Origin of the sequence: Chryseobacterium defluvii (genome assembly GCF_003634775.1) — a bacterium.
GTDB classification, from domain to species: Bacteria; Bacteroidota; Bacteroidia; order Flavobacteriales; family Weeksellaceae; genus Chryseobacterium; species Chryseobacterium defluvii.
Genome location: NZ_RBXB01000003.1, coordinates 590572 through 615524, shown reverse-complemented (window position 1 = coordinate 615524; position 24953 = coordinate 590572). Strand labels below are relative to the sequence as shown.

General features: G+C 36.1%; 26 protein-coding genes. 18 read left to right on the top strand and 8 right to left on the bottom strand.

Going from position 1 to position 24953, the window contains the following annotated elements; all coding sequences use genetic code 11:
• Positions 1–28 precede the first annotated feature (28 nt).
• Entirely contained in the window at positions 29–622 is a 594-nt protein-coding gene (locus BCF58_RS14725; protein WP_121462566.1) for a thymidine kinase, read from the bottom strand.
• Positions 623–682: 60 nt separating this feature from the next.
• Between BCF58_RS14725 and BCF58_RS14720 the strand changes: the two genes are divergently transcribed.
• From BCF58_RS14720 to BCF58_RS14705, 4 genes are all read left to right on the top strand, one after another.
• Positions 683–2203 carry a hypothetical protein gene (locus BCF58_RS14720; protein ID WP_121462565.1) on the top strand — a complete coding sequence of 507 codons (1521 nt, stop codon included), beginning with the start codon at positions 683–685 and terminating at the stop codon, positions 2201–2203.
• 2 nt (positions 2204–2205) lie between these two features.
• Entirely contained in the window at positions 2206–2880 is a 675-nt protein-coding gene (gene rsmI, locus BCF58_RS14715) for a 16S rRNA (cytidine(1402)-2'-O)-methyltransferase (protein ID WP_121462564.1), read from the top strand.
• A gap of 260 nt (positions 2881–3140) precedes the next feature.
• The gene (fabG, locus tag BCF58_RS14710; protein WP_121462563.1) at positions 3141–3884 is read left to right on the top strand and encodes a 3-oxoacyl-[acyl-carrier-protein] reductase; all 744 of its coding nucleotides are present in this window, start codon (positions 3141–3143) and stop codon (positions 3882–3884) included.
• A gap of 2 nt (positions 3885–3886) precedes the next feature.
• On the top strand, positions 3887–5206 hold the full coding sequence (locus tag BCF58_RS14705) for a DUF6056 family protein (RefSeq protein ID WP_147462067.1): 1320 nt from the start codon (positions 3887–3889) through the stop codon (positions 5204–5206).
• A gap of 9 nt (positions 5207–5215) precedes the next feature.
• On the opposite strand, the gene BCF58_RS14700 is transcribed toward BCF58_RS14705, so the two are convergent.
• Together BCF58_RS14700 and BCF58_RS14695 are read right to left on the bottom strand one after the other, a co-directional pair.
• Positions 5216–5965, bottom strand: a complete 750-nt coding sequence (locus tag BCF58_RS14700; protein ID WP_170149036.1) for a DUF1835 domain-containing protein — start codon at positions 5963–5965, stop codon at positions 5216–5218.
• A 2-nt stretch (positions 5966–5967) separates the two neighbouring features.
• Positions 5968–7008 (bottom strand): GMP reductase, encoded by a 1041-nt coding sequence (locus BCF58_RS14695; protein ID WP_121462560.1) that lies wholly within the window; start codon positions 7006–7008, stop codon positions 5968–5970.
• A gap of 73 nt (positions 7009–7081) precedes the next feature.
• Here BCF58_RS14695 and BCF58_RS14690 point away from each other — a divergent pair, with 73 nt between their 5' ends.
• From BCF58_RS14690 to BCF58_RS14680, 3 genes are read left to right on the top strand one after another with little or no spacing between them, the layout of a single operon-like run.
• On the top strand, positions 7082–7831 hold the full coding sequence (locus BCF58_RS14690) for a prolipoprotein diacylglyceryl transferase (protein ID WP_121462559.1): 750 nt from the start codon (positions 7082–7084) through the stop codon (positions 7829–7831).
• A 10-nt stretch (positions 7832–7841) separates the two neighbouring features.
• Positions 7842–8078 (top strand): hypothetical protein, encoded by a 237-nt coding sequence (locus tag BCF58_RS14685; protein ID WP_185144846.1) that lies wholly within the window; start codon positions 7842–7844, stop codon positions 8076–8078.
• Between the two features lie 9 nt (positions 8079–8087).
• The gene (locus BCF58_RS14680; protein WP_121462557.1) at positions 8088–9491 is read left to right on the top strand and encodes a radical SAM protein; all 1404 of its coding nucleotides are present in this window, start codon (positions 8088–8090) and stop codon (positions 9489–9491) included.
• A gap of 19 nt (positions 9492–9510) precedes the next feature.
• Here the strand turns inward: BCF58_RS14680 and BCF58_RS14675 are convergent, their stop codons facing one another.
• Together BCF58_RS14675 and surE are read right to left on the bottom strand one after the other, a co-directional pair.
• On the bottom strand, positions 9511–10176 hold the full coding sequence (locus BCF58_RS14675) for a GNAT family N-acetyltransferase (RefSeq protein ID WP_121462556.1): 666 nt from the start codon (positions 10174–10176) through the stop codon (positions 9511–9513).
• Positions 10157–10945 carry a 5'/3'-nucleotidase SurE gene (gene surE, locus BCF58_RS14670; protein ID WP_121462555.1) on the bottom strand — a complete coding sequence of 263 codons (789 nt, stop codon included), beginning with the start codon at positions 10943–10945 and terminating at the stop codon, positions 10157–10159. Before surE ends, BCF58_RS14675 begins: the two co-directional genes overlap by 20 nt.
• A 143-nt stretch (positions 10946–11088) precedes the next feature.
• Here surE and BCF58_RS14665 point away from each other — a divergent pair, with 143 nt between their 5' ends.
• Positions 11089–13218, top strand: coding sequence for a carboxy terminal-processing peptidase (locus BCF58_RS14665; protein ID WP_121462554.1), 2130 nt, complete (start codon positions 11089–11091; stop codon positions 13216–13218).
• Between the two features lie 50 nt (positions 13219–13268).
• On the opposite strand, the gene BCF58_RS14660 is transcribed toward BCF58_RS14665, so the two are convergent.
• On the bottom strand, positions 13269–13772 hold the full coding sequence (locus BCF58_RS14660; RefSeq protein WP_121462553.1) for a superoxide dismutase family protein: 504 nt from the start codon (positions 13770–13772) through the stop codon (positions 13269–13271).
• A 188-nt stretch (positions 13773–13960) separates the two neighbouring features.
• Between BCF58_RS14660 and BCF58_RS14655 the strand changes: the two genes are divergently transcribed.
• The 7 genes from BCF58_RS14655 to BCF58_RS14625 all read left to right on the top strand — a co-directional run bounded on the left by BCF58_RS14655 (position 13961) and on the right by BCF58_RS14625 (position 20525).
• Positions 13961–16207, top strand: coding sequence for a TonB-dependent receptor (locus tag BCF58_RS14655; RefSeq protein WP_121462552.1), 2247 nt, complete (start codon positions 13961–13963; stop codon positions 16205–16207).
• A gap of 70 nt (positions 16208–16277) precedes the next feature.
• The gene (locus BCF58_RS14650) at positions 16278–16922 is read left to right on the top strand and encodes a hypothetical protein (RefSeq protein ID WP_121462551.1); all 645 of its coding nucleotides are present in this window, start codon (positions 16278–16280) and stop codon (positions 16920–16922) included.
• Between the two features lie 236 nt (positions 16923–17158).
• The gene (locus BCF58_RS14645; RefSeq protein ID WP_228434813.1) at positions 17159–18385 is read left to right on the top strand and encodes a 2TM domain-containing protein; all 1227 of its coding nucleotides are present in this window, start codon (positions 17159–17161) and stop codon (positions 18383–18385) included.
• A complete protein-coding gene (locus BCF58_RS14640) occupies positions 18372–18671 on the top strand; it encodes a 2TM domain-containing protein (RefSeq protein WP_121462549.1) in 300 nt (99 codons plus the stop codon). The genes BCF58_RS14645 and BCF58_RS14640 overlap by 14 nt, the downstream gene beginning before the upstream one ends.
• A gap of 1 nt (position 18672) precedes the next feature.
• A complete protein-coding gene (locus BCF58_RS14635; protein WP_121462548.1) occupies positions 18673–19239 on the top strand; it encodes a methyltransferase family protein in 567 nt (188 codons plus the stop codon).
• 184 nt (positions 19240–19423) lie between these two features.
• Entirely contained in the window at positions 19424–19720 is a 297-nt protein-coding gene (locus tag BCF58_RS14630) for a 2TM domain-containing protein (RefSeq protein WP_121462547.1), read from the top strand.
• Positions 19721–19781: 61 nt separating this feature from the next.
• Complete coding sequence (locus tag BCF58_RS14625) at positions 19782–20525, top strand: LytR/AlgR family response regulator transcription factor (protein ID WP_121462546.1); 744 nt, start codon at positions 19782–19784, stop codon at positions 20523–20525.
• 36 nt (positions 20526–20561) lie between these two features.
• Here BCF58_RS14625 and BCF58_RS14620 read toward each other — a convergent pair whose 3' ends face one another.
• Entirely contained in the window at positions 20562–21458 is an 897-nt protein-coding gene (locus tag BCF58_RS14620) for a hypothetical protein (protein ID WP_121462545.1), read from the bottom strand.
• Positions 21459–21557: 99 nt separating this feature from the next.
• Between BCF58_RS14620 and BCF58_RS17485 the strand changes: the two genes are divergently transcribed.
• Positions 21558–22292 carry a glycine-rich domain-containing protein gene (locus BCF58_RS17485; RefSeq protein ID WP_170149035.1) on the top strand — a complete coding sequence of 245 codons (735 nt, stop codon included), beginning with the start codon at positions 21558–21560 and terminating at the stop codon, positions 22290–22292.
• Between the two features lie 11 nt (positions 22293–22303).
• On the top strand, positions 22304–22654 hold the full coding sequence (locus BCF58_RS14610; protein ID WP_121462544.1) for a hypothetical protein: 351 nt from the start codon (positions 22304–22306) through the stop codon (positions 22652–22654).
• A gap of 329 nt (positions 22655–22983) precedes the next feature.
• Here BCF58_RS14610 and mnmA read toward each other — a convergent pair whose 3' ends face one another.
• Complete coding sequence (mnmA, locus tag BCF58_RS14600; RefSeq protein ID WP_121462542.1) at positions 22984–24171, bottom strand: tRNA 2-thiouridine(34) synthase MnmA; 1188 nt, start codon at positions 24169–24171, stop codon at positions 22984–22986.
• Between the two features lie 106 nt (positions 24172–24277).
• Between mnmA and BCF58_RS14595 the strand changes: the two genes are divergently transcribed.
• Positions 24278–24808 (top strand): hypothetical protein, encoded by a 531-nt coding sequence (locus BCF58_RS14595; RefSeq protein WP_121462541.1) that lies wholly within the window; start codon positions 24278–24280, stop codon positions 24806–24808.
• Positions 24809–24953: the final 145 nt, after the last annotated feature.

Sequence of the window (24953 nt, the reverse complement as noted above, 5' to 3'; positions counted from 1 at the left end):
TGCGAATTGCGTTTTAGCTTTTTATATTTTATTTATTTTTCTTTTTTGAAAGCACTTCGTCGATAAAAACACGACGGCTTACTGCTTCATAACTTTCGGTTTCTCCTAATTCAACAAGATTATCCCCCTGAGAGGTTCTCATGGAGTAATTAGCAAGATTACCTGTTCTCTTGCAAATAGCATGCACTTTTGTTACATATTCTGCCGTGGCCATTAAATTGGGCATTGGCCCGAAAGGACGTCCGAGAAAGTCCATATCCAGCCCTGCGATGACCACTCTTATTCCGCTGTTTGCCAGCTGATTGGCTATATCAACAATGCTTTCATCAAAAAATTGGGCTTCATCAATTCCTACCACATCACAATTGGAAGCCAGCAAAAGAATTTCATTAGGGTTTTCTACTGCTGTACTGCGGATTTTATTCTGATTATGAGAAACCACGTCCTCCTCAGAATATCTTGTATCCAGTTTCGGTTTGAAAATTTCCACATTCTGCCCTGCCATTTCAGCCCTTCTCAGCCTTCGGATTAACTCTTCCGTTTTTCCCGAAAACATAGAGCCGCAAATAACTTCCATCCAACCGCTCTGTTTGGAATGATTAATTGTATTTTCTAAAAACATTTGTTAAATTAGCCGTATATTTTTAACATCAAAAGTAAGCAATTTTAACAAGAATCTTATATGCAGAATATCCAAGATTTAAAGGAAAAGATTTTTTTTGAATCCAGAAATATCATTGATATTTTGGAGAAAATCAACAATGTAGACGAATTACTTTCTAAGCAGGATCTTGTAGATGAGCTTGCCAACAGAATCTCATTTTTAAGGTTGCTGGAGAAAAATATTGAATATTTTGTTACAGATAATTCACAGCAGTATTCAGATAACCAATATGTTATTGATCCTAATGAAATTCATGAATCAGGAAATGAAGTTACAGAAGAAGAAGCGATCTTTAATAATGAGCTGAATGAAATTGATGAAAATTCTGAAAATATAGGAGAACAATCTTTTAGCAACGGGATTACGGAAGAAGAAGCCATTTTTAATAACCAATTGAATGAAATTGTTGAGGGTGAGTTTCATGAAAGCTTTGTCAATCTGGTGGAAGAGAGTTCTGGACTTGAAACTGTTGAAAATATACAGGAATCTGACAGCAGTGTTGAGAAAAGTGAAGATGTTTTTATAAATCAGCTGAATGAAATTGATGAAAACGTACCCTCTGATTATCAGGAAAATATTTTAAGTTTTGTTGACGAAGAAAGAATCCTTGCCAATGCGGAACCTGAAAATGATGAAGACATCCATGAAGATATGTTCATAAATGAAATAACGGAGGAAGAAGCTATTTTCAACAATCAACTTAATGAGATAGATGAGTTTGAAAATGAAGTTTCCGACTATCAGGGAAATAATGGAAATGATTTTGGGGAAGAGGAAAAAATCCAGGATCATTTTGAATCTGATGCAAAATCTCCGGAATACACGGAGGTTATACCAAGTATTTTCGATACGGAGATTTTAGAGGATGAAATCCTTATTGAAGAAACTGAAGAGCAATTCGTTGCCTCACATACTGTTATCGGACAAGGAGAAATGATCACGGAAACCTCTAATGTTGAAAACATTGTAAATGAAATAAAAAGCGAAGTTCAGGCAGAAGAAAAAATTGAAGAAGTACTGATTTCGGAAGATATCGACAGAAGAAAGATTATAGATATTGACAGGCCTTTACCGGAAACAGAAAAGGAAAAGCCTGCTTCTGATGAAAGTTTTGAAAACCTGGAGGCTTATCAACAGGAAAGAAAAATAAAATTGGCCAATATTAAAGGGCTAAAAGCGGTTCAGACTTTATTTGATGACGATCCTTTAGAAAGAGAAAGACCCGTAGAAAAAGAAGAGCCTACCGTTAAAGAAGAAGTGGGAAGCCTTTTAAAGACCAACATTCCAACTGATTATATGGAAGCTGAAAAGGCAAAACCAGAATTCAGGCTGGATCTGAATGACAGAATTGCTTTTTCAAAAACTCTGTTTGGAGGAAGTCAGTCGGAGCTTAATGAAACGGTGACGGCATTGAACAGCTTCAAAACTTTAGAAGAAGCTAAAGAGTATTTAAGTGAGCTTTACTACGAAAAAAACTGGAAAAAAGTGGATGAGTATGCTCAGAGATTATGGGTGCTGGTAGAAAATAAATTCTTATAATTTTGAGCGGTATTCTTTATTTTGTTCCTACTCCCGTAGGAAATTTGGAAGACATGACCTTTAGGGCAGTACATGTTCTGAAAGACGTTGATTATATTTTATGTGAGGACACAAGAACATCAGGGATACTTCTGAAGCATTTTGAGATCTCTAAGCCTTTAAAATCATATCACTTACATAACGAACACCAAGCTACTGAAAAAGTAATTTCCGACCTGAAAAGCGGGCAGAATATTGCCCTGATTACCGATGCGGGAACCCCAGGAATTTCAGATCCCGGTTATTTGTTGGCTAAAGCAGGTGCAGATCATCAGATTGAAATGATTTGCTTGCCGGGAGCAACCGCTTTTGTTCCGGCTTTAGTGGTATCGGGATTACCGAATAATGAGTTTTTATTTGCGGGATTCCTTCCACAAAAAAAAGGAAGGCAAACAAAACTGAAGCAGCTTGCGGAAGAAAAGAAAACGATTGTTCTTTATGAAAGCCCGCACAAGATCAATACAACTCTGGAACAGATCAAGGAATTTTTCGGTGAGCATACAAAAGCTAGCCTGAGTAGGGAAATTTCAAAGAAATTTGAAGAAACTAAAAGAGGAACAATCAATGAATTGATAGAATTTTCCAAAAGCAAAACCTTAAAAGGAGAAATTGTTTTGATCGTCAATAATTCTATTTAATAATCCCGGATTTTAACTGTTCATTGATTGCATTGACATAACAATTGCAAGGATTCGGATAATGAGAGGACAAAGAAAAAAGGTATAAATATTCAGTAATTTAATGATTTAAAATGTATTGAATAGTAAATTATAATATCTTTGCGGTTTATTATCATCCCAAATAGGGTACTTATTCTATTTTTGAAGATTAAATAATAAAGACACCAAATAACACTAAGGATTAAATGAATGCAAAAGGGAAATAATAATTAATAAATATGAAAATATTAGAAGGAAAAGTAGCGTTAATTACCGGAGCTACAAGAGGAATCGGAAAAGGAATTGCTGAAGTTTTTGCTCAACAGGGAGCAAAAGTGGCATTTACTTATGCAGGTTCTGTTGACAAAGCAAAAGAATTAGAAGCCACTTTAAGTTCTGTAACTCAAATTAAAGGTTACCAATCAGATGCATCTGATTATGATGCAGCTCAACAATTAGTAGATGAAGTAATGGAAGAGTTTGGAAAAATTGATATTCTGATCAATAACGCAGGGATTACAAGAGATAACCTGTTATTGAGAATGTCTAAGGAAGATTGGGACACCATAATCAAAGTAAATTTAGATTCTGTTTTCAACCTTACAAAAGCGGTTATTAAACCAATGATGAAAGCAAGATCAGGATCAATCATCAATATGACTTCCGTAGTTGGAATAAGTGGTAATGGAGGACAGGCAAACTATGCTGCTTCTAAGGCCGGAGTTATCGGATTTACCAAATCCGTGGCTTTGGAATTGGGATCCAGAAATATCCGTTGTAATGCCATTGCTCCAGGATTTATTGAAACAGAGATGACGGCGGCTTTGGATGAAAAAACACTTAAGGCATGGCGAGACGGAATTCCAATGAAAATAGGAGGAAAACCTGAAGATGTTGCCAATGCATGTGTATTCTTAGGAAGTGAAATGTCTTCATACATTACAGGTCAGGTCCTGAATGTTGACGGAGGAATGTTAACATAGAAATGAAATTAGTACAGAATATAGTAGTATTCTTGTCAGTCACTTTATTTATCGGTTTGATGTACATTTCTTTTTTTAATGTATATCAAACCGATGATTATATATACGCTTATTCATCCCGGGAGCATGGAATTTTCGGAAATATGGTTAATTTTTATCTGAAATGGGGAGGAAGATATTTCGGATACTCGATTAATACTTTAATTCCTGTTTCTTATGATAAGAAAGAGATTTTACCAAAAGTATATCCAATATTTTTATTTTTTGCTTTTTTGGGAGTCTTGGTTTTAAATTTCAGGCACTATTTTAATTATTCCATAAAAGAATCACTTACTAAAAGCTTTCTATTATTCTTTTTTTATACGGCTCTTCTGGTAAGTATCCCTGAGCACTATTTCTGGATCAGCGGCTCAAACATCTATTTTTTACCGGTTATTTTGTCAGGACTTTTGCTGTATTTCCTTGGAAAATACCAAGAATCTAAAGTGAAGATATGGTATTGGCTGTCAACCCTGTTAATAGTGGTTTTAATGGGGTCAAATGAAATCACAGCATTAATCATTACAGGGTTGTTACTTGTTTTTTATTTTCATAAAAGATCAAAAGAGACAACTGTTCTATTGATAACAGCATCAATGTTTCTTTTCATAAGTTTTTTAGCACCGGGAAATTTTAACAGACTTGGTGAAACAACAAGCGGGATTATTAAATGGGTGAAAAGAATAGGAGTTTTCGGTGCAAATGCCGTTTATATTTTCATAAAAGCAATCTTACTGCTTCCTTTATTCACAAAGGTTTTTGAAAAAGAGCTTCAAACCATCAGGAAAAAAATAAATTTTAAAAAAGCATTATTAGTTTGGCTGGTATCTTTTCTTCCTTTAATTTTTACCGGATATATTTTAAATACAATAGGCAGACAATTTGAGAGTGTACTGTTCTTTTATTTTCTTTCTTCGTCTGTTATATTATTGTTTTTATATAAAGAAATTAAAAAATATTGGTGGATAAGCGGGATCATTATATTTTTGCCGGAAACCCATTTCTTCCCTGATAAATATTCCAATTTTAATATTGATTATAACCTCAATAATATTGTTAATGAAATTTTTTACACAGATAAAAGAGGTTATGAAACTGAAGTAAATGAACGAATCAATACAATAAAGGAAACCCCAAAAGATTCTGTGCTTGTTGATAAAATTAAAAATGTACCGGTAATTTTATATTTCAATGAAATGGCTCCTGTAAAGGAAGAGAAAATCTATATAAACGATCAGCTGGAAAAATATTTCAATAAAAAATATATTAGAGTAAAGGAATAGAAATACTGCTTAAACAGCATCATACATTTTCTTAACCTGAAGATCACCGTAACCGTAAATTCCAAAATCCTGCTGAAACTTTTCAAAAACAGAATTAAAATCTGTTATACCGGAATCAACCAGTTCTTTGATATAAACTTGAAGATTATTCACAGTCTGATTTTCCGGAAAAGTATTGGAATAGGCTTCAATCACCTCTTTCAACTTATTAAAGCAACCGGATTGAATTTCAGACAATTGGATCAATCTGCCCATGTCCTGGTTTTGATAAGCATTCCATAGATGTATACCTAATTGAATATCCTTTTCTTCCAATTCAACCTTTGAATGCAATGATTCTTCCAAGTCTTTGGCATTTGATAAAGAAAAGCCTTTCCAATGATCTTTGTTTATGGGAATTCGGGGATAAACCCGGTATATTCTAATGTTTTTAAGATCTGATAATAAGAAAAGGCAAAACCACATATTGGTTTGGCAGAACAGATCATCTTCAAACCAAAGATGTACTTCAGCGTTTCCAGGAAGATCACTGATTTTCTGGAATTCAGAAACTACTTTTTCATAATAATTTTCATGATCAACGTGATATTCCTTTGCAATAAACCCAGCTCTGAGCTTCCAGAAACCCTCCAGAGAAGAGGCCTTTACATCTCCAGAAATTAAAGCTTCACGACAGATGATCACCTTACCGTCAATTGAAGTTTCCTTTAATTGTCCGGCAAGGCAATCCCCGTTGAGTATGTGAAATATGTTTTCCAAAATTAATCTTTAAAAACCTGGTTTTCCTGCTCCTGAACCCTGATAAAAGTAGTTCTTTTAGAGAGTTCTTTAAGCTTTGAAGCTCCCACATAGGTACAGGTAGAGCGAACCCCTCCTAAAATGTCCTTTACGGTTTCTGAAACGGGACCTTTATAAGCCACTTTTACCGTTTTTCCTTCCGAAGCCCTGTACTCTGCCACACCTCCTGAATGTTTATCCATTGCAGTTTTTGAACTCATTCCGTAGAATAAACGGAATTTTTTGCCATTTTCTTCAATCATTTCACCACCGCTTTCATCGTGTCCGGCAAACATTCCTCCAAGCATCACGAAATCTGCTCCCCCTCCAAAAGCTTTGGCAACATCTCCCGGAACTTTACAGCCTCCATCAGCAATAATATGTCCCCCCAAACCATGAGCTGCATCAGCACATTCAATAATCGCGGAAAGCTGCGGATAGCCGACACCCGTTTTTACACGGGTTGTACATACAGAACCCGGTCCGATTCCAACTTTAATAATATCTGCGCCAACCAAAAGAAGCTCTTCAACCATTTCTCCGGTGACAACATTTCCTGCTATGATTATTTTGTCCGGGAAATTAGCCCTTGCTTTCTTTACAAATCCTACAAAATGCTCAGAATAGCCATTGGCTACATCTATACAGAGAAACTCAATTTTTGGGTGCTTTTCGAGGATCTGCCGTATTTTTTCTTCGTCGGCTTTTCCTGTTCCGGTGCTTAAAGCAATATATTGGTAAATACTTTCCGGCTGGCTTTCTAAGAATTGGTTCCATTCTTCAACGGAGTAATGTTTATGAATGGCCGTAATGATCTTATCCTTTGCCAGTTCTACAGCCATTTCAAATGTTCCTACCGTATCCATATTGGCTGCAATAATGGGTGTTCCTCTCCATTTTTTCTTAGTATGACGGAAAGTGAATTCTCTTTCCAGATCAACTTCAGAACGGGATTTCAAGGTAGAACGCTTAGGTCTGAACATTACGTCTTTGAATCCCAGTTTTATATCATATTCTATTCGCATTTTAGGGTAATTGATTAAAATTGTTTATTAAATAAAATTAGCAAATAATCTTAAATGTATTACTTTTGGAAGGATGGATTTTCCTGTTACTTTTCAAATATTCGGTAAAACGGTTCTGGCACACCCTGTTTTTGAAACACTGGGGATATTTCTCGGGATGCGTTTTTACTATTACTCAAAAAGAAAATCTTCGAAAAATCTTTCTTTTAATACTTCTGCAGCAGTGATCATAGGTGCAACAGCAGGAGCTCTATTAGGGTCTAAGCTTATTGGAAACCTTGAAAATCCTTATGCATTATTTGAAAATTTTTCATTAAAAAAAATATGGTCGAATAATACCATTGTAGGAGGGCTTGCTTTTGGGCTGATTGGAGTAGAGCTCGCTAAAAAGATGGTTGGTCATAAAGAAAGCACCGGAGATTTAATGGTCTTTCCACTCATGTTTGCCATAGTTATAGGCAGAATAGGTTGTTTTTTAACGGGAATCTATGAAGAAACATATGGAATTCCTACCGACTCTGTTTTTGGAATGCATCTGGGAGATCAATATTTGAGGCACCCCGTTGCTCTGTATGAAATAGCATTTTTGATTGCTCTTTGGATATTCCTGAAAATGATTGCTAAAAAACGGAAGTTTCCTTCAGGTTTTTTATTTCAGGTTTTTATGTTGAGCTATTTTACATTCAGGTTCTTCCTTGATTTTATAAAGCCAAGAGTGGAGATTACAGGAAATTTGGGAACTATTCAGCTTGTATGTATTTGTGTAATTATTTATTACATTTATAAGATTAAAAAAACAATGCTTTTGCTTCATTCACATTAAACTATTAATAATGAAACTATTAACACTTTTGGAAGTAGGTAATCTCGGAGGATTAGTCGTGATGATTATTCTTGTAATGTTATTTATTGGGTTGGCTGTCTCAGCCGTAGTAGCGGTTATTGCCAAAATCATCTATGAATGGAACAACGACAGGAAGTTTTCAAAAAAACAGTTTATTCAGACTATGGTTATTAGTTTATTACTCTGCGGACTGATCAGCGGCTATATTTGTGGAGGAGGATTTTAAATTTAAGCTATGCCTGTAAGAAATTATACCTATTACGACTATACAATTAGTCTTTGCCCGGAATGCCTGAAAAGAGTAGGCGCCAAGATCATTATAGAAGATGAAGCGGTTTTCATGACGAAAAGATGTCCTGATCACGGATTTTTCAAAACAAAAATTGCTTCCGATGTTCATTATTACAAGAATATCAGAAACTATAATAAAGCTTCAGAAATACCCGTACATTTCGGAACGGATGTAGAATATGGCTGCCCGTATGATTGTGGGCTTTGTGTAGACCATGAGCAGCACAGCTGCCTTTCTATTGTGGAAGTTACAGACCGCTGCAATCTTACCTGTCCCACTTGTTATGCCATGTCATCTCCTCATTATGGAAGTCATAGAAGCCTTGAGGAAATAGAAGCGATGTTTGATATTATTGTGAAAAACGAAGGGGAACCGGATGTTGTTCAGATCAGTGGAGGAGAGCCAACCATTCATCCTGAGTTTTTCAAGATCATGGATATGGCGAAATCAAAACCCATCAAACATCTGATGTTGAATACCAATGGAGTACGTATTGCGAATGATCCCGGGTTTGCCGAAAAATTAGCTACTTACGCCCCGGAATTTGAGATTTACCTTCAGTTCGATTCCTTTAAGCCGGAAGTTCTTGAAGATTTCAGAGGGAAAGACCTTACAGACGTCCGGATGAAAGCATTAGAGAAGTTAAATGCTCTTAACCTTTCCACCACACTTGTTGTTGTTTTACAGAATGGAAAAAATATAGATGAGATAGGAAAGATCATCGAATTTGCCCTGAAACAGAAATGTGTGAGGGGAATTACTTTCCAACCGGTGGAAATTGCCGGAAGAAACAGGGAAGATTCAGCGCATGAAAAAATTACATTAACGGAAGTAAGGCAGGAAATCCTGAACCAGTTTCCGCTGTTAAACGGAGACGACATCATTCCTGTTCCATGCAATCCGGATGCCTTAGCGATGGGGTATATGTTGAAGCTTCAGGGTGAAATTATTCCTTTGACACGATATATCAATCCTGCTGATTTACTGAACAATGAATCCAAAAACACCATTGTTTATGAACAGGATACAGGACTTCATATGCAGCTTCTTGATATTTTCAGTACAGGAATCTCAGTAGATAAAGTAAAACCTAAAGTAAACCAGTTACTTTGCTGTTTACCGGAAGTTTGTGCCCCGGATTTAGATTATGATAATCTGTTCAGGATTATCATCATGAATTTTATGGATGCCCATGATTTTGATGTAAGAGCGGTCAAAAAATCCTGTGTTCATATTGTGAATAAAGACTTGAAATTGATTCCGTTTGAAACCATGAATCTCTTTTACAGGGATGATAAAAGTAAATATCTGGAAGAACTCAGAAAAGAAGATAAAGTATTGTTTTAATATAAAAATGGGGCGAGGATTACTTCTTTACGCCCCATAAATTTATTTTCCCTCGATGATCAAAGCCTAATTTCTCATAGAGCTTTTTTGCGCCTGTATTACTTTCAGCAACATGCAGAAACGGTGTTTTCCCATCGTCAAAGATTTTGTTGGATACAAAAGCTACAAGTTGTTTGGCAAATCCTTTTCCTAAATAATCAGAATCTGTAATGACGGCACTTACCTCTGTCATATCATTCATCTGCATCCTTTCTCCGGTAACGGCTACAAGTTTGCCATCTTTACATATTCCAAAGTAGCGGCCCAGTTCAGGAGTTCTGTTTTTAAAATAATGTGGATAGAATTTTTTTACAAAAGCCAGTAATTCTTCACGATTTTCATCGGTTAAAGGAACAATGTCTTCCGTAATATCAAGATTAATTCTGTTTTCCAATACATACTGGTCACAGACAAGCAGAGACAAGTCTGTTTTGAATTTTCCCATGTCTGGCTTTGCTCCGAACACAAGAAAATCATCACAGATCTTTGCATATTCCGTGATGTCTTCTTCTGTGGCAAAATCAAGAGAACCTCCGAAAGAAGCCACTTCAGGATGGTAAAATTTAGAATTTCCGAAGTTTAAGCAGAACTTTTGATGAAATTCATTAAGTGAATGATAAATAGGATTATCTAGCTTCGCGTACATTGTCAAAAGCCATTACTTCCTCCAATTGTTTCATATACTCGTATGCAGTTAGGTCAAACTTCACGGGAACGATTGAAATATATCCGTTCGCTAAAGCCGTTTCATCAGCGTCTTCAGATTCATCCATATTATTGAAATATCCTGTTAACCAGTAATATTTTTTTCCATGCGGATTTACCCTTTCATCAAAGCTTTCTTCCCATTTTGCATGAGCTTGCTTACATACTTTTACTCCTTTTATTTCCTCAGCTGAAAGTTTAGGAATATTTACATTGAGAACAATTCCTTTTGGCATTGGGTTTTCCAGGGTTCTTCTGACAATATTCTGAATATATTCTTTTGCCTGGGTAAAATCAGCCTCCCAGCTGAAATCAAGAAGAGAAAATCCAATCGCAGGAAGTCCTTCCACTCCCGCTTCTACAGCAGCAGACATCGTCCCGGAATAAATAACATTGATCGAAGAGTTGGCTCCGTGGTTAATTCCCGAAACAACAATATCCGGTCTTCTTGGTAAAATTTTATCAAGAGCCATTTTCACACAATCAACAGGCGTTCCGCTACAAGAAAAATCTATTTGCGGGCCGTCTAACTGAACCTCTTCATAACTTAGGGTTGAATTAATGGTAATGGCATGACCTTTTCCACTTTGAGGAGAGTTGGGTGCAACCACCACTACTTCCCCGATTTCATTCATAAAACTTACAAGATTTCTGACACCTGGCGCAGTAATTCCATCATCATTGGTAACCAGAATAAGCGGTCTTTCCATAAAAAAAATAATTTTAACAAAAATACTCAAAAGTATTCGATAATTGTAAATAAGGTATTAAATTTGATAGTTTGTAACAGCAAATAAATTATAACTACTAATTGTAAAAGATTTTTAAATTTTAAAATAAATACAGACAGTTTATGTGGAAAAACTTTAAACTAAATAAATTTTTACTACTTATTCCATTAACAAGTCTTATGTTTTGTTTCAACTCGCCGAAAAATGACGATGAGAAAATGCAGACGATAATGGTGAGTGTAAAAAATACACTTTCTTACTTGCATTATAGCCCAAAACCAATCAATGATGCTTATTCCAAAGATGTTTATAAGCATTATTTCGAATTGGTAGATCCGGCAAAAAGATATTTCCTCCAATCCGACATGGATGAGTTCAGCAAGCATGAATCCAAGCTTGACGATTATCTGAATGTAGGGGATTTGACTTTCTATAAGCTTACGATCGACAGATTGTATCAAAGAGTTGATGAAATAGATAAAATTACTCAGGAAATATTCAGTAAGCCAATCAATTTGGAAGAAGATGAAACATTGATTCTTGAACCAAAACTTAAGAAAGCACCCACTACCAAACAGGAACAGTATAACGAATGGAGAAAGTTCATCAAGTACAATATCCTTCAGGAAATTGAATCAATGAACAGTAAAGAGGAAATTCAAAAAGAAAAGAAAGACTCTGTTCAGAAATATAAACTTAAAGACACCATCAAGCTTGAAATTTTAACGCCGGAACAAAAAAGAGTAAAAGCCACTGATGAGGTGAAAGACCTTGTAAAAGAAACATTTACAAGATTTAAAAAGAGAAAGAAAATGGATTGGTTCACCGTGTATATGAATGCGTATACTGAAGTTTTCGATCCGCATACCAACTATTATTCTCCGAAAGACAAAGAAGATTTTGATACTAATTTCACAGGAAAAGTGATCGGAATCGGTGCAATTATCCAGGAGAAAAAAGGAAATCTTTATCTGGGAGCTTTAACCATTGGTGCTCCTGCATGGAAATCCAAGCAGCTTTCAGAAGGTGATAAAATCTTAAAAGTAAAGTCCAAACCGAAAGAAGATGCAGTAAATGTAGTAGGAATGCTTTCTGATGAAGCGGTAAGACTGATCAGAGGAGAAAAAGGGACACCGGTGACTTTAACGGTTCAGAAAAAAGACGGAACGATTAAAGATGTAACGATGATCCGTGAAGAAGTTGCCATTGAAGATACTTTTGCAAGAAGTATCATCGTAACCAGTCCAAACGGGAAAAGATATGGTTTCATTAATCTGCCGAGCTTCAATGCAGACTTTGAAGATTCTAAAGGGAGAAATGCTTCAGATGACATCAAGAATGAAATCATCAAGCTTAAATCTCAGAATGTAGAGGGAATCGTTTTAGACCTTAGAAACAACGGCGGAGGTTCTTTAACGGAAGTAGGGGATATTATGGGTCTTTTCATGAACGCAGGACCTTATGTACAGGTAAAAGACGGAAACGGAAAAATTCAGACCTTAAAGAATAAAAATGAAGCACCCATATGGACAGGGCCATTGGTAATTATGCAGAATGAGCTTTCTGCATCCGCATCTGAAATCCTTGCCGGAGCAATGCAGGATTATGGAAGAGCAATGGTAATCGGTTCTCCGCAATCATTTGGAAAAGGAACCGTACAGACTTTTGTGGATCTTAACAGGTTCTTAAATACAGAAGATGATTTTGGTTCTTTAAAGCTGACGATCCAGAAGTTCTACAGAATTACCGGTGAATCTACCCAAAGAAAGGGAATTGTTTCCGATATTCAGATGAAAGACTTCTTTACATACGCTGAAATCGGAGAAAGATATGATGACTTTGCTTTAGCATGGGATAAAATTCCAAGTACCAACTTCCAGAAGCTTAGCTATTTTGATATTAAAGCCCTGGAAAAAGCAAGCTCAGACAGAATGGCAAAGAACTCAAACTACCAGTTGTTATTAGAGTCTGCTCAGTGGAGAGAAAACCTTGATAAAGAAGAGAGCATTACATTGAATCAAAGTAAATTCAATGAAGTGATGAAGCAGAGAAAAGCTCAGATTGAAAAATTCAAAGCGCTGACTAAATTCGAGAACGGCCTTAAATTCACCATGTATCCGGGTGAAATAGAAAGAGAGAAAAAAGATGAAGTATTCAAAAAGAAATCGGAAATCTGGGTTAAAAACCTTAAAAAAGATTCCTACCTTCAGGAAGCCATGAATATTCTTTCAGATATGAAAGCAAAATCATAAAATAAAAAAACCGCTGGAAACAGCGGTTTTTTTATTTTTAAATTGCAGGGTTATTTAATTTCTACACACCCGACTCTTCCTCCTGCATTTCCGGTTGGCTGGGTATGAAAATCGTCTGCTGCTGCATGCACGATAAGGCCTTTTCCGATGATATTTTTGGACTCATCAGTACATCCTAAACACCATTTATCAGTCTTGAAAGTTAAGGTCGCATTTCCGCTTTGGTCTGCAACTAAATTTCCGATATCTCCCATATGGAAATGCTCAGCACCCCACTTTCCATGGTCGTCTTTTGCCGGGTTCCAGTGTCCTCCCGTGGAGGTTCCGTCTGCTGCGGAACAATCCCCCTTCTCGTGAATGTGTACCGCATGTATACCCGGCGTAAGGTTGGTAACATTCAGGTTCATTACTACCTCGTTTCCTTTCTGAGTGAACTTGGCTGTTCCTCCTGTTTGTGTTCCACTCTTAGCGTTTACGGAGTATGTTTTTGTAGTACAGCATGAAGCCGCCAAAAACGTAGATCCCACTAATAATGCTAATGCTTTTACCTTCATTTTAAATGATTTTAAGTGATTTTTTCAAAACTCATATAAATTTATGAAAAGATTTTCGAAACAGTTTATGATTCCAGTTCTTTTTATGTTAATATAATTTACGGTTCGGGGGACAAATTATACAATTCAGATAAAAAAAATTGATTGAAAGCACATATTCATCTTAATTTTGGAGCAAATTAATAACCATGAAAGTACAAGGACAAAGATTATTCCTTCTCATCTCTTTTCTCTCATTTGCCTGGAGTTTTTCCCAGGTAAAGGTTTCCGGAAAGGTTACTTTTAAAAATAAAGGAGTCGCTGAAGTAAATGTAACGTTGAAAGATACCTATGACGGAGCTACAACAGATGCCAATGGAAACTTCTCTTTTGAAACTTCTGAAAAAGAGGACCATTTCTTAACCTTTACCCATCCTAATTATAATGATGTTGAAAAACCAATTTCAATAGGCAATCAGGATATTTCTGTAAATATAGAGCTAAAAGAGCAGATCAACGAAATCAATGCCGTTGTAGTTTCAGCAGGGTCCATTGAAGCGAGTGACAAAAAAAGAGCAACTGCACTATTGACCCCGATAGACATTTATACAACCGCAGGAGCGGATGGACAGATCTCATCTGCCCTGAACTTCCTTCCGGGAGTACAAAAAGTGGGTGAAACGGAGGGGCTTTTCATCAGAGGAGGTACCGGGACAGAATCTAAAATCTTTATGGACGGAAGTTTAATTAATAATTACTTCTCCAATTCCGTTCCCGGGATTGCAGGAAGAGACCGGTTTAATACCTCTCTTTTTAAAGGAAATGTTTTTTCCAGTGGCGGATATTCGGCGCTGTACGGGCAGGCTCTTTCAGGGGCTCTTATGCTTGAAAGTGTAGATCTTCCCGACCAGAGCTCTTATGATTTCGGAATTTCCCCTATTTTTTTAAGTGCAGGGTTTCAAAGATTAAGTCAGGATAAAAACCATTCTTATGGGGCTACTTTAGGATATTCAATGCTGGATTTGATGCAGGAAGTTTTCAATTTCAATACAGATTTTATAGATGCTCCTCAAGGGCTTAACGGAGATTTCAATTTCAGAATCAGAACAAAATCAGGTGGATTTTTCAAATATTACGGGATGTATGACAGTAATACAATGGGAGTAAAATCTGAAAGTTTGGAACCACAGGATTATGATTTTTCTTTAGTAAGATTAAAAGGAAAAAATACCTACCATAACTTATCTTTCAGGCAAAAATTCGGCAAATATCTTTTACATGCAGGAGCATCCTATTCATTCAACAGATCTGATCTTAATTTTTCAACAGAAAAGGCTGATATGGAATCTGATAAGACCCGGATATTAACAGATGGAAATTATCTCAATTTCAAAACCGTATTGGAAAGAAAAATCAACAGGATCAGTGCATTAAGAGGTGGATTTGAACTGAATGGAACCGATGAGAAGCTTAATTTCGAAGAAGTAAACAAACATTATAAAGATCTGATCTCTTCTGTTTTTGTGGAAACAGATTTAGGGTTCAGCAATCAATTGTCGGCAAAAATAGGAGTGAGAGCGGAGCATTCATCTTATCTAGGAAAAAGCAATATCGCACCCCGTTTCGCATTAGCGTATCGTTTAGCTCAGGATTGGACCACTTCTTTTGCGTATGGTCTTTTTTATCAGAATCCGGAGAGCAAATATATCAACGGTCCTGCAAACCTTGATTTTCAGAAATCGCAGCACTATATTTTCCAGCTGCAGAGAGCTTCAGACGGAAGAAGTTTAAGACTGGAAGCTTTTTATAAAAAATATGATCAGTTAATAAAATTCAAAAATCTTGAATATGTTGATAACCAGAATCAATATGTTCAGACAGCAGATAATAACAATGGGTACGGTTTTGCAAAAGGTGTAGAGATTTTCTGGAGAGACAAAAAAACGTTTGAAAACATAGATTATTGGATCAGCTATTCTTTTCTGGACTCCAAAAGAGATTTCATGAACTATCCGGTAAGTGTAAAGCCAAGCTTTGCTTCGGAGCATACCATTTCGGCGGTTGCCAAAAGATTCATCCCGGAATGGAAAGCAGGAATCAATCTTTCTTATACGTATGCGAAAGGACGTCCGTATTATGACATCGCTTCCAAAAATGACACCGGACAAACAGTTAATTACATTAGACATGAAGGGCGATTAAAAGATTATAATGCTTTAAACTTAAGCTTTAATTACCTGCCGAACCTTGGGAAGAAGGATGCTAAAGCATTTACAGTTTTCGTATTGAGTATTTCCAATGTCTTAGGAACAAAAAATGTGTACGGATATAATTTTTCAAGGGACGGATCAAGAAGCTCTGCCGTTGTTCCTCCGGTAAACACATTTGTTTTTGTAGGAGCATTTATCAGTTTTGGAGTAGATAAGACACAGGATGCCATCAATAATAATTTATAATACAATCAATAATTTTTAATAATTTCACTTTTCAATATTAACTTAACTATAAACGTAAAAATTTAAAATAATGAAGAAATATCTATTAAGTTTCGCACTGATTTTAAGTAGCTTAACTGTTTTTGCCCAAACCGCGTATGAAAAAGTAATGACGGAAAAAATTGCCAAATTGGAAGCCTGTAAGTCTCCTGAAGATTTTCAGACTTTAGCCAATGATTTCCAAAGGATTGCTGAAAAGGAAAAAGACAAATGGCAACCGTTTTATTATGCTGCTTTTTCGTTCATTCAGAAAGGGAGGGTGCAAATGAGAGAAAATAAGACCCAGGATCTTGATGCTTCTGCAGATCAGGCATTGAAATATCTTGCTTTAACGGAAAGCATTGCAGATAATGCTGAAATCCGCTTATTGAAAAAAATGGCTTTTTCCTTAAAAATGATGGTAAATCCTGCACAAAGATATATGACGGATGGAGCAAAAGCAGCAACGGAAATGACGGCTGCCGAAAAACTGGAGCCGGATAACCCGAGAATAGCATTGATTAAAGCTGAAGATATGTACTTCACCCCGGAACAATACGGCGGCAGTAAAACAAAAGGATTGGAAATGTTTAAGCTCGCCTTGGAAAAATTCAATTCCTATAAACCGAAAACAGCATTAGATCCGAACTGGGGGAAAGCTGAAGCTGAATACTTCATCAGTCAGCCGGTAAAATAAAGATCATTATATAAACAAGACCTTCCGAATTCACGGGAGGTTTTTTTATGCCGTTCAGTCTCCAAAACAGACCATTCAGTAAAAAATAATTTTTGATACCTTTAATATCCGCTAACTTTGAACCTGGAAAATTACTCATGAAACGCAAAAGCTTTATCATATTACTGTGGATATCATTGGGAACCGCCATTTTTTTCTTTCTTTTTTTTACAGATGAGAGAAATGTGCGGAACTTTATGCTTACCCTGCTTATTTCTGCCATGTACTCATTCCTTATAGGCGTAGGAAACGGGTTAATTAATGAGTTTCTTAATAAAAGGTTTCCCTGGTCTGAAGCCACCACAAAAAGAACGATTTTAAGTATTGTTTCTATTTTGATTGCCAATTTCATCCTGGTGTTTTTTTGTAACTATATGAATTTTGTAGTATTTCAGAAAATAGCCACTACAGAACAGTTTTTCTCAGGGAAATACAATTTTACCAATTGGTTTATGGTCAATATCGCCCTGTTGATTTCCGCTTTTCTTCATGCGAAGGGCTTTATGGAGGAATTGAAGAAAAACACCAGAAAAGAGGTTGTTGAACAGAAACTGATTGCCAAATCCGCCAATGCTCAGTTTGAAACCCTGAAAAACCAGCTGGATCCTCATTTTCTTTTCAACTCACTGAATGTTTTGAGTTCACTGATCGATGAAAATCCTAAACAGGCTCAAACGTTTACGGCTTCAATGTCAAAGATTTATCGTTATGTATTGGAACAAAAAGATAAAGAGCTTGTGACTGTTGAAGACGAAATGGAATTTGCCAAAACCTATTGTGAATTGCTGAAAACAAGATTTGAAAACAGTGTGGATTTTGTTTTTGATGTCCGGAAGGAAGATTATAGAAGATATGTTGTGCCTCTGTCCCTACAATTGTTATTGGAAAACTGTATCAAGCACAATTTTGCAACCTCTTCAAAACCACTGGTCATTAAAGTCTTTTCTGAAAATGATACGCTGTGTATAGAGAACAACCTTCAGATACGGGAACAAATGAAGGAAAGTGCAGGAATAGGTTTGGCCAATATTGTTCAGCGTTATTCACTGCTCACTAAACGGAATGTTTTTATTGAAAAATCTGAAGATTATTTTAAAGTAAAGCTTCCGATACTTATGGAAAAGCCTAACGTTATCAATATTCAAGAAAATAATAATGATGCGGCTTATGAGAAAGCTCAAAAACGGGTCAAAGAAATTAAAAGCTTCTACAGCAACCTCATTTCCTATTGTATTATCATTCCGTTTTTGACAATCATTAACCTGACGACTTCCCCAAAAAACCTTTGGTTTTATTTTCCAATGTTGGGATGGGGAATAGGACTGGTAGCCCATGGAATGAGCGTCTTCGCCATAGGGAAAAATTGGGAAGACAAAAAGATCAGAGAAATCTTAGAAAAACAAAACAACAATGGAAAATATTAATGAGAATGATATCCGCTATAAAGAAGCAGCGAGAAGGGTAAAGAGATTAAAGAACTTTTATGTTTTTACGTTCATTTATGTTGCCGTAAACCTATTTATCTTATTCTTGAATTATAAAGAACTAAAGCCCGGCGAAACCATCTGGAGGATGGAATATTTTGTTCTCCCTTTTTTCTGGGGAATCGGCCTGATCGGGTATGGAATGAGTGTCTTTTTACCGGGTTTTCTCCTTGGAAACAAATGGGAAGAAAAAAAGATTAAAGAATTAATGGATAAAAACAAATAAAATGGAAACCCTGAACGCTGTTTTTTATATTTCAATGGCAGTCTGGTTTCTGAGTGAAATTATTTATAAGCGGAAACTGAGATCTGAAGCCAAAGATCTGAAAAAAGACAGTTCCACACTCAGTATATTGTGGATTGTTATTATCCTGTCTGTTGCAAGTGCAGTTACTGTTTCTTACTTATTTCGGTTTCCGATTGCGGATAAAAGCTGGATCTTCTATATAGGAGAGGCTTTCGTTCTCTTAGGAATTGGCTTCAGGTGGGTTATTATCCGTTCCTTAGGTAAATATTTTACTGTTGATGTTGCCATAAGGGAAAACCACAAAATAAAAAAAGAAGGATTTTACAAATATATAAGACATCCGTCGTATGCTTTTTCTTTGTTAACTTTTCTGGGATTAGGCTTGTTCCTGAATAACTGGTTTTCCCTGATCCTCGCTTTTATTCCTCCCTTTCTGGCATTCAGCTATAGGATTAAGATTGAAGAACGGGCCCTCGTGGAGGAATTCGGTGATGAATATATCCAATATATAAGGAAAACAAAAAGGCTTATACCTTATGTGTATTGATTTCAGCAAGAATTTTAATATCCATATGACCATCGAGATATTGTCCCGGTTCTGCTGAAACGGGATTTTTGCTATTCGGGAAGCATTTTCTACAGCTCAGTAAGATAAAGTTGATTAAAAGAGCTATTCTATAGTACATTTGAATCAAGAAAATCAATACATTTTTAATTTTAAAACAAATAATATGGAAACAACATCATTCAACAATGAAACATTGGCATACGAAAAAGCAGCAAGAAGAGTGAAAGAATTGAAAGGATTTTACGGGAATCTTACTTCCTATTGCCTGGTTATTCCCTTTTTATTGATTATTAATCTGCTAACTTCTCCGGAGCATTTATGGTTTTACTGGCCAATGTTGGGATGGGGGATAGGCCTCACAGCACATGCCATTAATGTATTTGGAATCGGAAAAGACTGGGAAGAGAAAAAAATTAAAGAACTGATGGAAAAGGATGGCAAAAAACCAATAGATTTCTAAGAAAATCGGCTACTTTTACCTAATTTTATTTTCAGCTTTTTTAATAAAAAACTTTTAACCAATGATCAAAACTGTAATCATTGAGGATGAGAAGCCCGCTTCAAGGAAATTGGAAAGAATGTTGAGCCTTTTTCCTGAAATACAGATCGTTGCCAAAATAGAATCTGTAGAAGAAGGAATAGAGTGGTTTTCACAAAATGAACACCCACAGCTCATCTTTTCAGATATTGTCCTGGGTGACGGGCTTTCCTTCGATATCTTCGAGAAAACACCTACCAGAGGATTCATTATCTACACCACTGCATTCGATCAATATACTTTGAAAGCATTCAAACTAAACAGTATTGATTATTTGTTAAAACCCATTCTGGAAGAAGACCTTTCTGGAGCGATCGAGAAATTCAAGTCATTTATTCCTTCAGATCAGTCTGTCAGTTCCCGGGAAATCAAGGAATTAATAAAAAAAGACAAAACCACGCTTTCCAGAATTCTGGTAAAAATCGGCTACAACTTGAAAATTATTCAGGCCGACGAAGTAAGCTGTTTTTTCAGTGAAAATAAAATTGTTTATCTGCAGACCAATGAAAGAAGCTATCCTTCAGATTTTACGTTGGATGAGCTGGAAGATGTATTGGATGAGAAAAAATTTTTCCGTGTCAACAGGCAATACATCATCCATGCAGATTATATTAAAAATATTCATACTTCTCCTTATTACAAGGTTGATCTTGAATTTCAGCCACAGGATGAGATTACAGTAAGCAGGGACAGAGTGAAAGATTTTAAGGAGTGGCTGGTAAGTTAATCCGGGTTACGGGTTTTGTGATCTCGAATCCCGCAACTACTTGTAATCAATTCTGTTAGCTTCAGTATTTTCAAGCTGTTTTATGATGGATGAAGGAATTTCATCGCTGTCAATCGGAAAGCTGATGGAATCGGGGACAAAATTTTTTCTGTCCGCCTTTTGAAAGATCTCGAAAAGAGCAATCGGCTCTTGATTAAAGCTGATACATGTACTTATAAAATGCAATTCATGGAGCTTATACTCTGGATTTTTAAGCTTTTCTTTGATATCTTTTATCCTTGAGATAAAATGTCTTTGACGGATAAACGTATTGCTGTTCATAATGATGAACACATAATCTGAATATGCCGTAACCTTTCCAAAATACTTATGGTGATCTCCGCCGCTTCTTTCTATATAATATTCTCCCGATGTTTCAGACTTATAGATTTCCATGGCGGAACGCCATATCCGGTCATCTTTGGCTTCTAAAGGATTATCCGGCAAATTTCTGTTATAGGAGTACCAACAGCCTACCAGTTTATCTAAAAGCGACGTATTTTGTTTCACATTATCCATATCGATCCGTAAATCATTGAAATTAAATGAGCCGGTATGCGAATTAATGAAATCAATATAATTGGAATATCCCAACACTTTGACAATCAAACTTAATTTGGCAAGATTAGGCTTACTTAAAACAGCATTCTCGTTTTGATGGTATTTCTTTAATTTATTGATAATCAAATGTTCATAAAGGTAATTGGAACCTAAGAGATCAGGTTGTTTCTTTATGCCTTTCTCTCTGTGGTCATTACTGATGAGGTCATTAAGTTCTGCCACAATGTATGACCATTCGGTTTTTGTAACATCTTCCCAATGATTTTTTTTCAAAAAATGAAAGCTTAAGAAATTCATTAATTTCTCCAGATGTATTATATCTTCTTTTTTCATAAGACTAAATTAAGATTTTTTTAATTCTAAAAGAGATTTTCACAAGACTTTTATATTGTAAAATCAATGCAAATTTGAGTAGAAATAAAAGTTAAAACAATGGAAACAACAATCATAGTAAGAGATGAATCCCTTTGGAACAAGATCCGGGAATTTTCATTAGATGCTCCGGATTCTGAATTTCCTTTTTCGAAAAAGCTGGCCAAAGAAGAAAACTGGACATTGGACTTTACTAAAAAAGCAATAGAAGAGTACAAAAAATTTATCTATCTCTGCTGTATTTTGCCGAATGGTGCATCACCAAGCGAGATTGTAGATAAAGTATGGCATATGCATCTTATTTACACTCAGAATTACTGGGAAGACTTTTGTCCTAATATTCTACAAAGAAAACTGCATCATCATCCTTCAAGAGGAGGAACCGTAGAAAGAGAAAAACATCAGAGCTGGTTCACGGATACTGTGGAAAGCTACCGCAAAATATTTCACCATGAAGCCCCTGAAGAAATCTGGAGTGCAGGGAAAGAAAAATCTAGCAAAGCATCATGGTTAAAAAGAATAGTTTCCTTTTCTCCAATCCTAATTTTACTGCTATTGTATTCTTGTACGGAAGAAACCAATATGGGGATGCTTGTTACAGCAGTTGTATTTGGGATCATTTTTATTTTTGGGGTCATAATATCAAACATAAGAGACAATGAAGTTTCAGACCATCATAAAAAAGACAATCAGAATGATGGAGGAGGCTGTAGCGGTGGTGGTTCAAGCTGTAGCGGAGGTGGCTGTGGAGGCGGTTGTGGTGGTTGTGGAGGATGCGGTGGTTGTGGAGGCTAAAAAATAATGATATGAAAAGGTTAATATTTCATTCAGTTTCAGTAGGAGTAAGTCTATACTGGCTAATTACAGAGCATCACACCTACAATCCTTTTTCTTTAAAGGGGCCAGATTTTTTAGAATTTTATCTGATTCTTCTGGTGATATTTTATGGTACGGTTTTTATGCTGAAGTTTTCTAAAGAAAGCATTTCGAAAGCTACATTTTTCTTCATGATCCTCATTCTCATAGCTGGAATTATTAAGTGGATAAAAGGGGTAATGCTAGGAAAACCAATCGGTTATCTTACAATAATTTTAATAGGAGAAATAGGAATAATGATGTTTCTTAGATCTGTTAAGATAAACAGTAAAATCATATAAATACCGTTTACTTATCAAAAAAACAAACCCCGAAACAAAACTGCTTTGGGATTTTATTAAAAAATTGTATTATTCTTCTTTTAGTGTCCTACACAACTTACTAATGATCGTAATAGCAATTGCGGAAAAAAGAAGAGTTTGTGCAAAGTCTGAACTCTTAAAATGGGCAATAACCTTATACAGATTAAATCCAAAAAAGAAAGCCGCTAATAGCATTAATAAAATGCCGGCTTGGACGGAATAATTTTTTAACGAAGTTTTCATTATGTTTTTTTGTGTTACGCAAAGTTAGCATAAAATCAGAATTTTTCACAAAAAAACTTTCATAATTATGAAATAACTCCACTTCCTAAGAGCTCCTCATCTATATACCATGATGCGAACTGTCCTTCCGCAATAGCGGATTGTGCTTCCTCAAATTCAATATAAAAAGCGTCTTCAAACTGATAGAGTGTAGCTTTTTGTAACGGTTGCCTGTATCTGAATCTTGCAGAAACTTCCATAGACTCTCCGTTTTTCAAGGTTAAGTCCTCACGAACCCAATGAACCTCGGAATTATCAATTTTTAAAGCTTTCCTAAATAGACCGGGAAAACCATGGCCTTCTCCTACAAAAAGAATATTGTTTTCCATATCTCTTGAAATGATAAAACAGCTTTCTTTGTGTCCGCCGATCCCTAACCCTTTACTTTGTCCGATCGTAAAAAATTGAGCTCCCTGATGCTTTCCGATTACCTTTCCGTCAGTTTTTTTATAGTTGATTTTTTTAGATAAAAATTCCAGTTCTTCTTGTTTGGAAGAAAATGCAGGTGTTTCCGTTGCAAATAAAGGAGAATTGTTGAAGATTTCAACAATTTCACCTTCTTTAGGAACCAGCTGCTGTTGCAAAAACTGGGGAAGGCTTACCTTGCCTATAAAGCATAATCCCTGAGAATCTTTTTTGTCTGCTGTTACCAAGCCGATTTCTTTGGCAATTTCCCTTACTTCAGGTTTTGTAAGCTCTCCGATAGGAAATAATGCTTTTGACAATTGATCCTGATTTAGCTGACAAAGAAAATAAGACTGATCTTTATTATTGTCTTTGCCTGCTAAAAGATGAAAAATTTCTTTTCCGTCCTCGTCAAAAGAGGAAGTCACTCTCGCGTAATGGCCCGTTGCCACTTTATCCGCACCCAGGGACATTGCTGTCTTCATAAAAACATCAAATTTTACTTCCCTGTTACACAATACGTCCGGATTGGGAGTTCTTCCTTTTTCATATTCCTCAAACATATAATCAACGATGCGTTCCTTATAAAGCTCGCTCATATCGATCACCTGGAAAGGAATTCCCAGCTTTTGTGCTACCATCAGGGCATCATTACTATCTTCAATCCAGGGGCATTCATCTTCCAGCGTCACGGAAGCATCGTTCCAGTTTCTCATGAACAATGCCACAACATCGTGACCCTGCTGTTGCAGCAAATATGCTGTAACACTGGAATCTACACCTCCGGATAATCCTACGACTACTTTCATATTATTTGGAGATAAAGTTTTATCTTTATCTTAACGGGTGCAAAATTACAATAATCCTTTTCTCAAAAAAAGTTATAATTTTAAGCATCGATAAAAACAATATTATATGAAAAAATTTATTATCCCATTGATGCTGATAATTTCAGGATCAATATTCTCTCAGGTTTCTATAGGAACAACGGACCAAAACAGTAATAACAGATGGACTTTCGGAGGGGGGATCGGATTAGGCTTTGGAAGCCAGAGCTCATTTTATTTACAGGCTTCCCCGAGAGTCGGATACAGAATTACGAATGATCTGGAAGGAGGTGTTATGGGAAGTGTTTCCTGGCAGACTTCGGATTACTATAGATCCACGATGTTCGGAGTTGGCCCTTTTGCCAACTACTATTTTGCAAGATCCTTTTATGTGGGAGCTAATCTTCAGCATTATTTTATCAATTTTAAGGATAAATACTATGACTATAAGGTAAATGAAGAAGAAACGGCATTATACCTTGGAGGTGGATATATGCAGAGAATAGGGAATAATTCTTTTATGCAGATTGGGATTATGTATAATGTGCTGTGGAAAGAGAATGAAAGTGTATTCTCAAGCGGTCTTATTCCTAATATAGGCTTTGTAGTAGGACTTTAAATAGGCTCATTTAATTGCCTGGTAAGGTATTATTTTGCTGATTAATCAGGATGAATCTTAAATAAAGCCTGTCTACCATACATATCCTCGCAGGTTTTGCCGGAATGAAAATAAAAAGCACCGAAAAATTCCCGGTGCTTTTTTA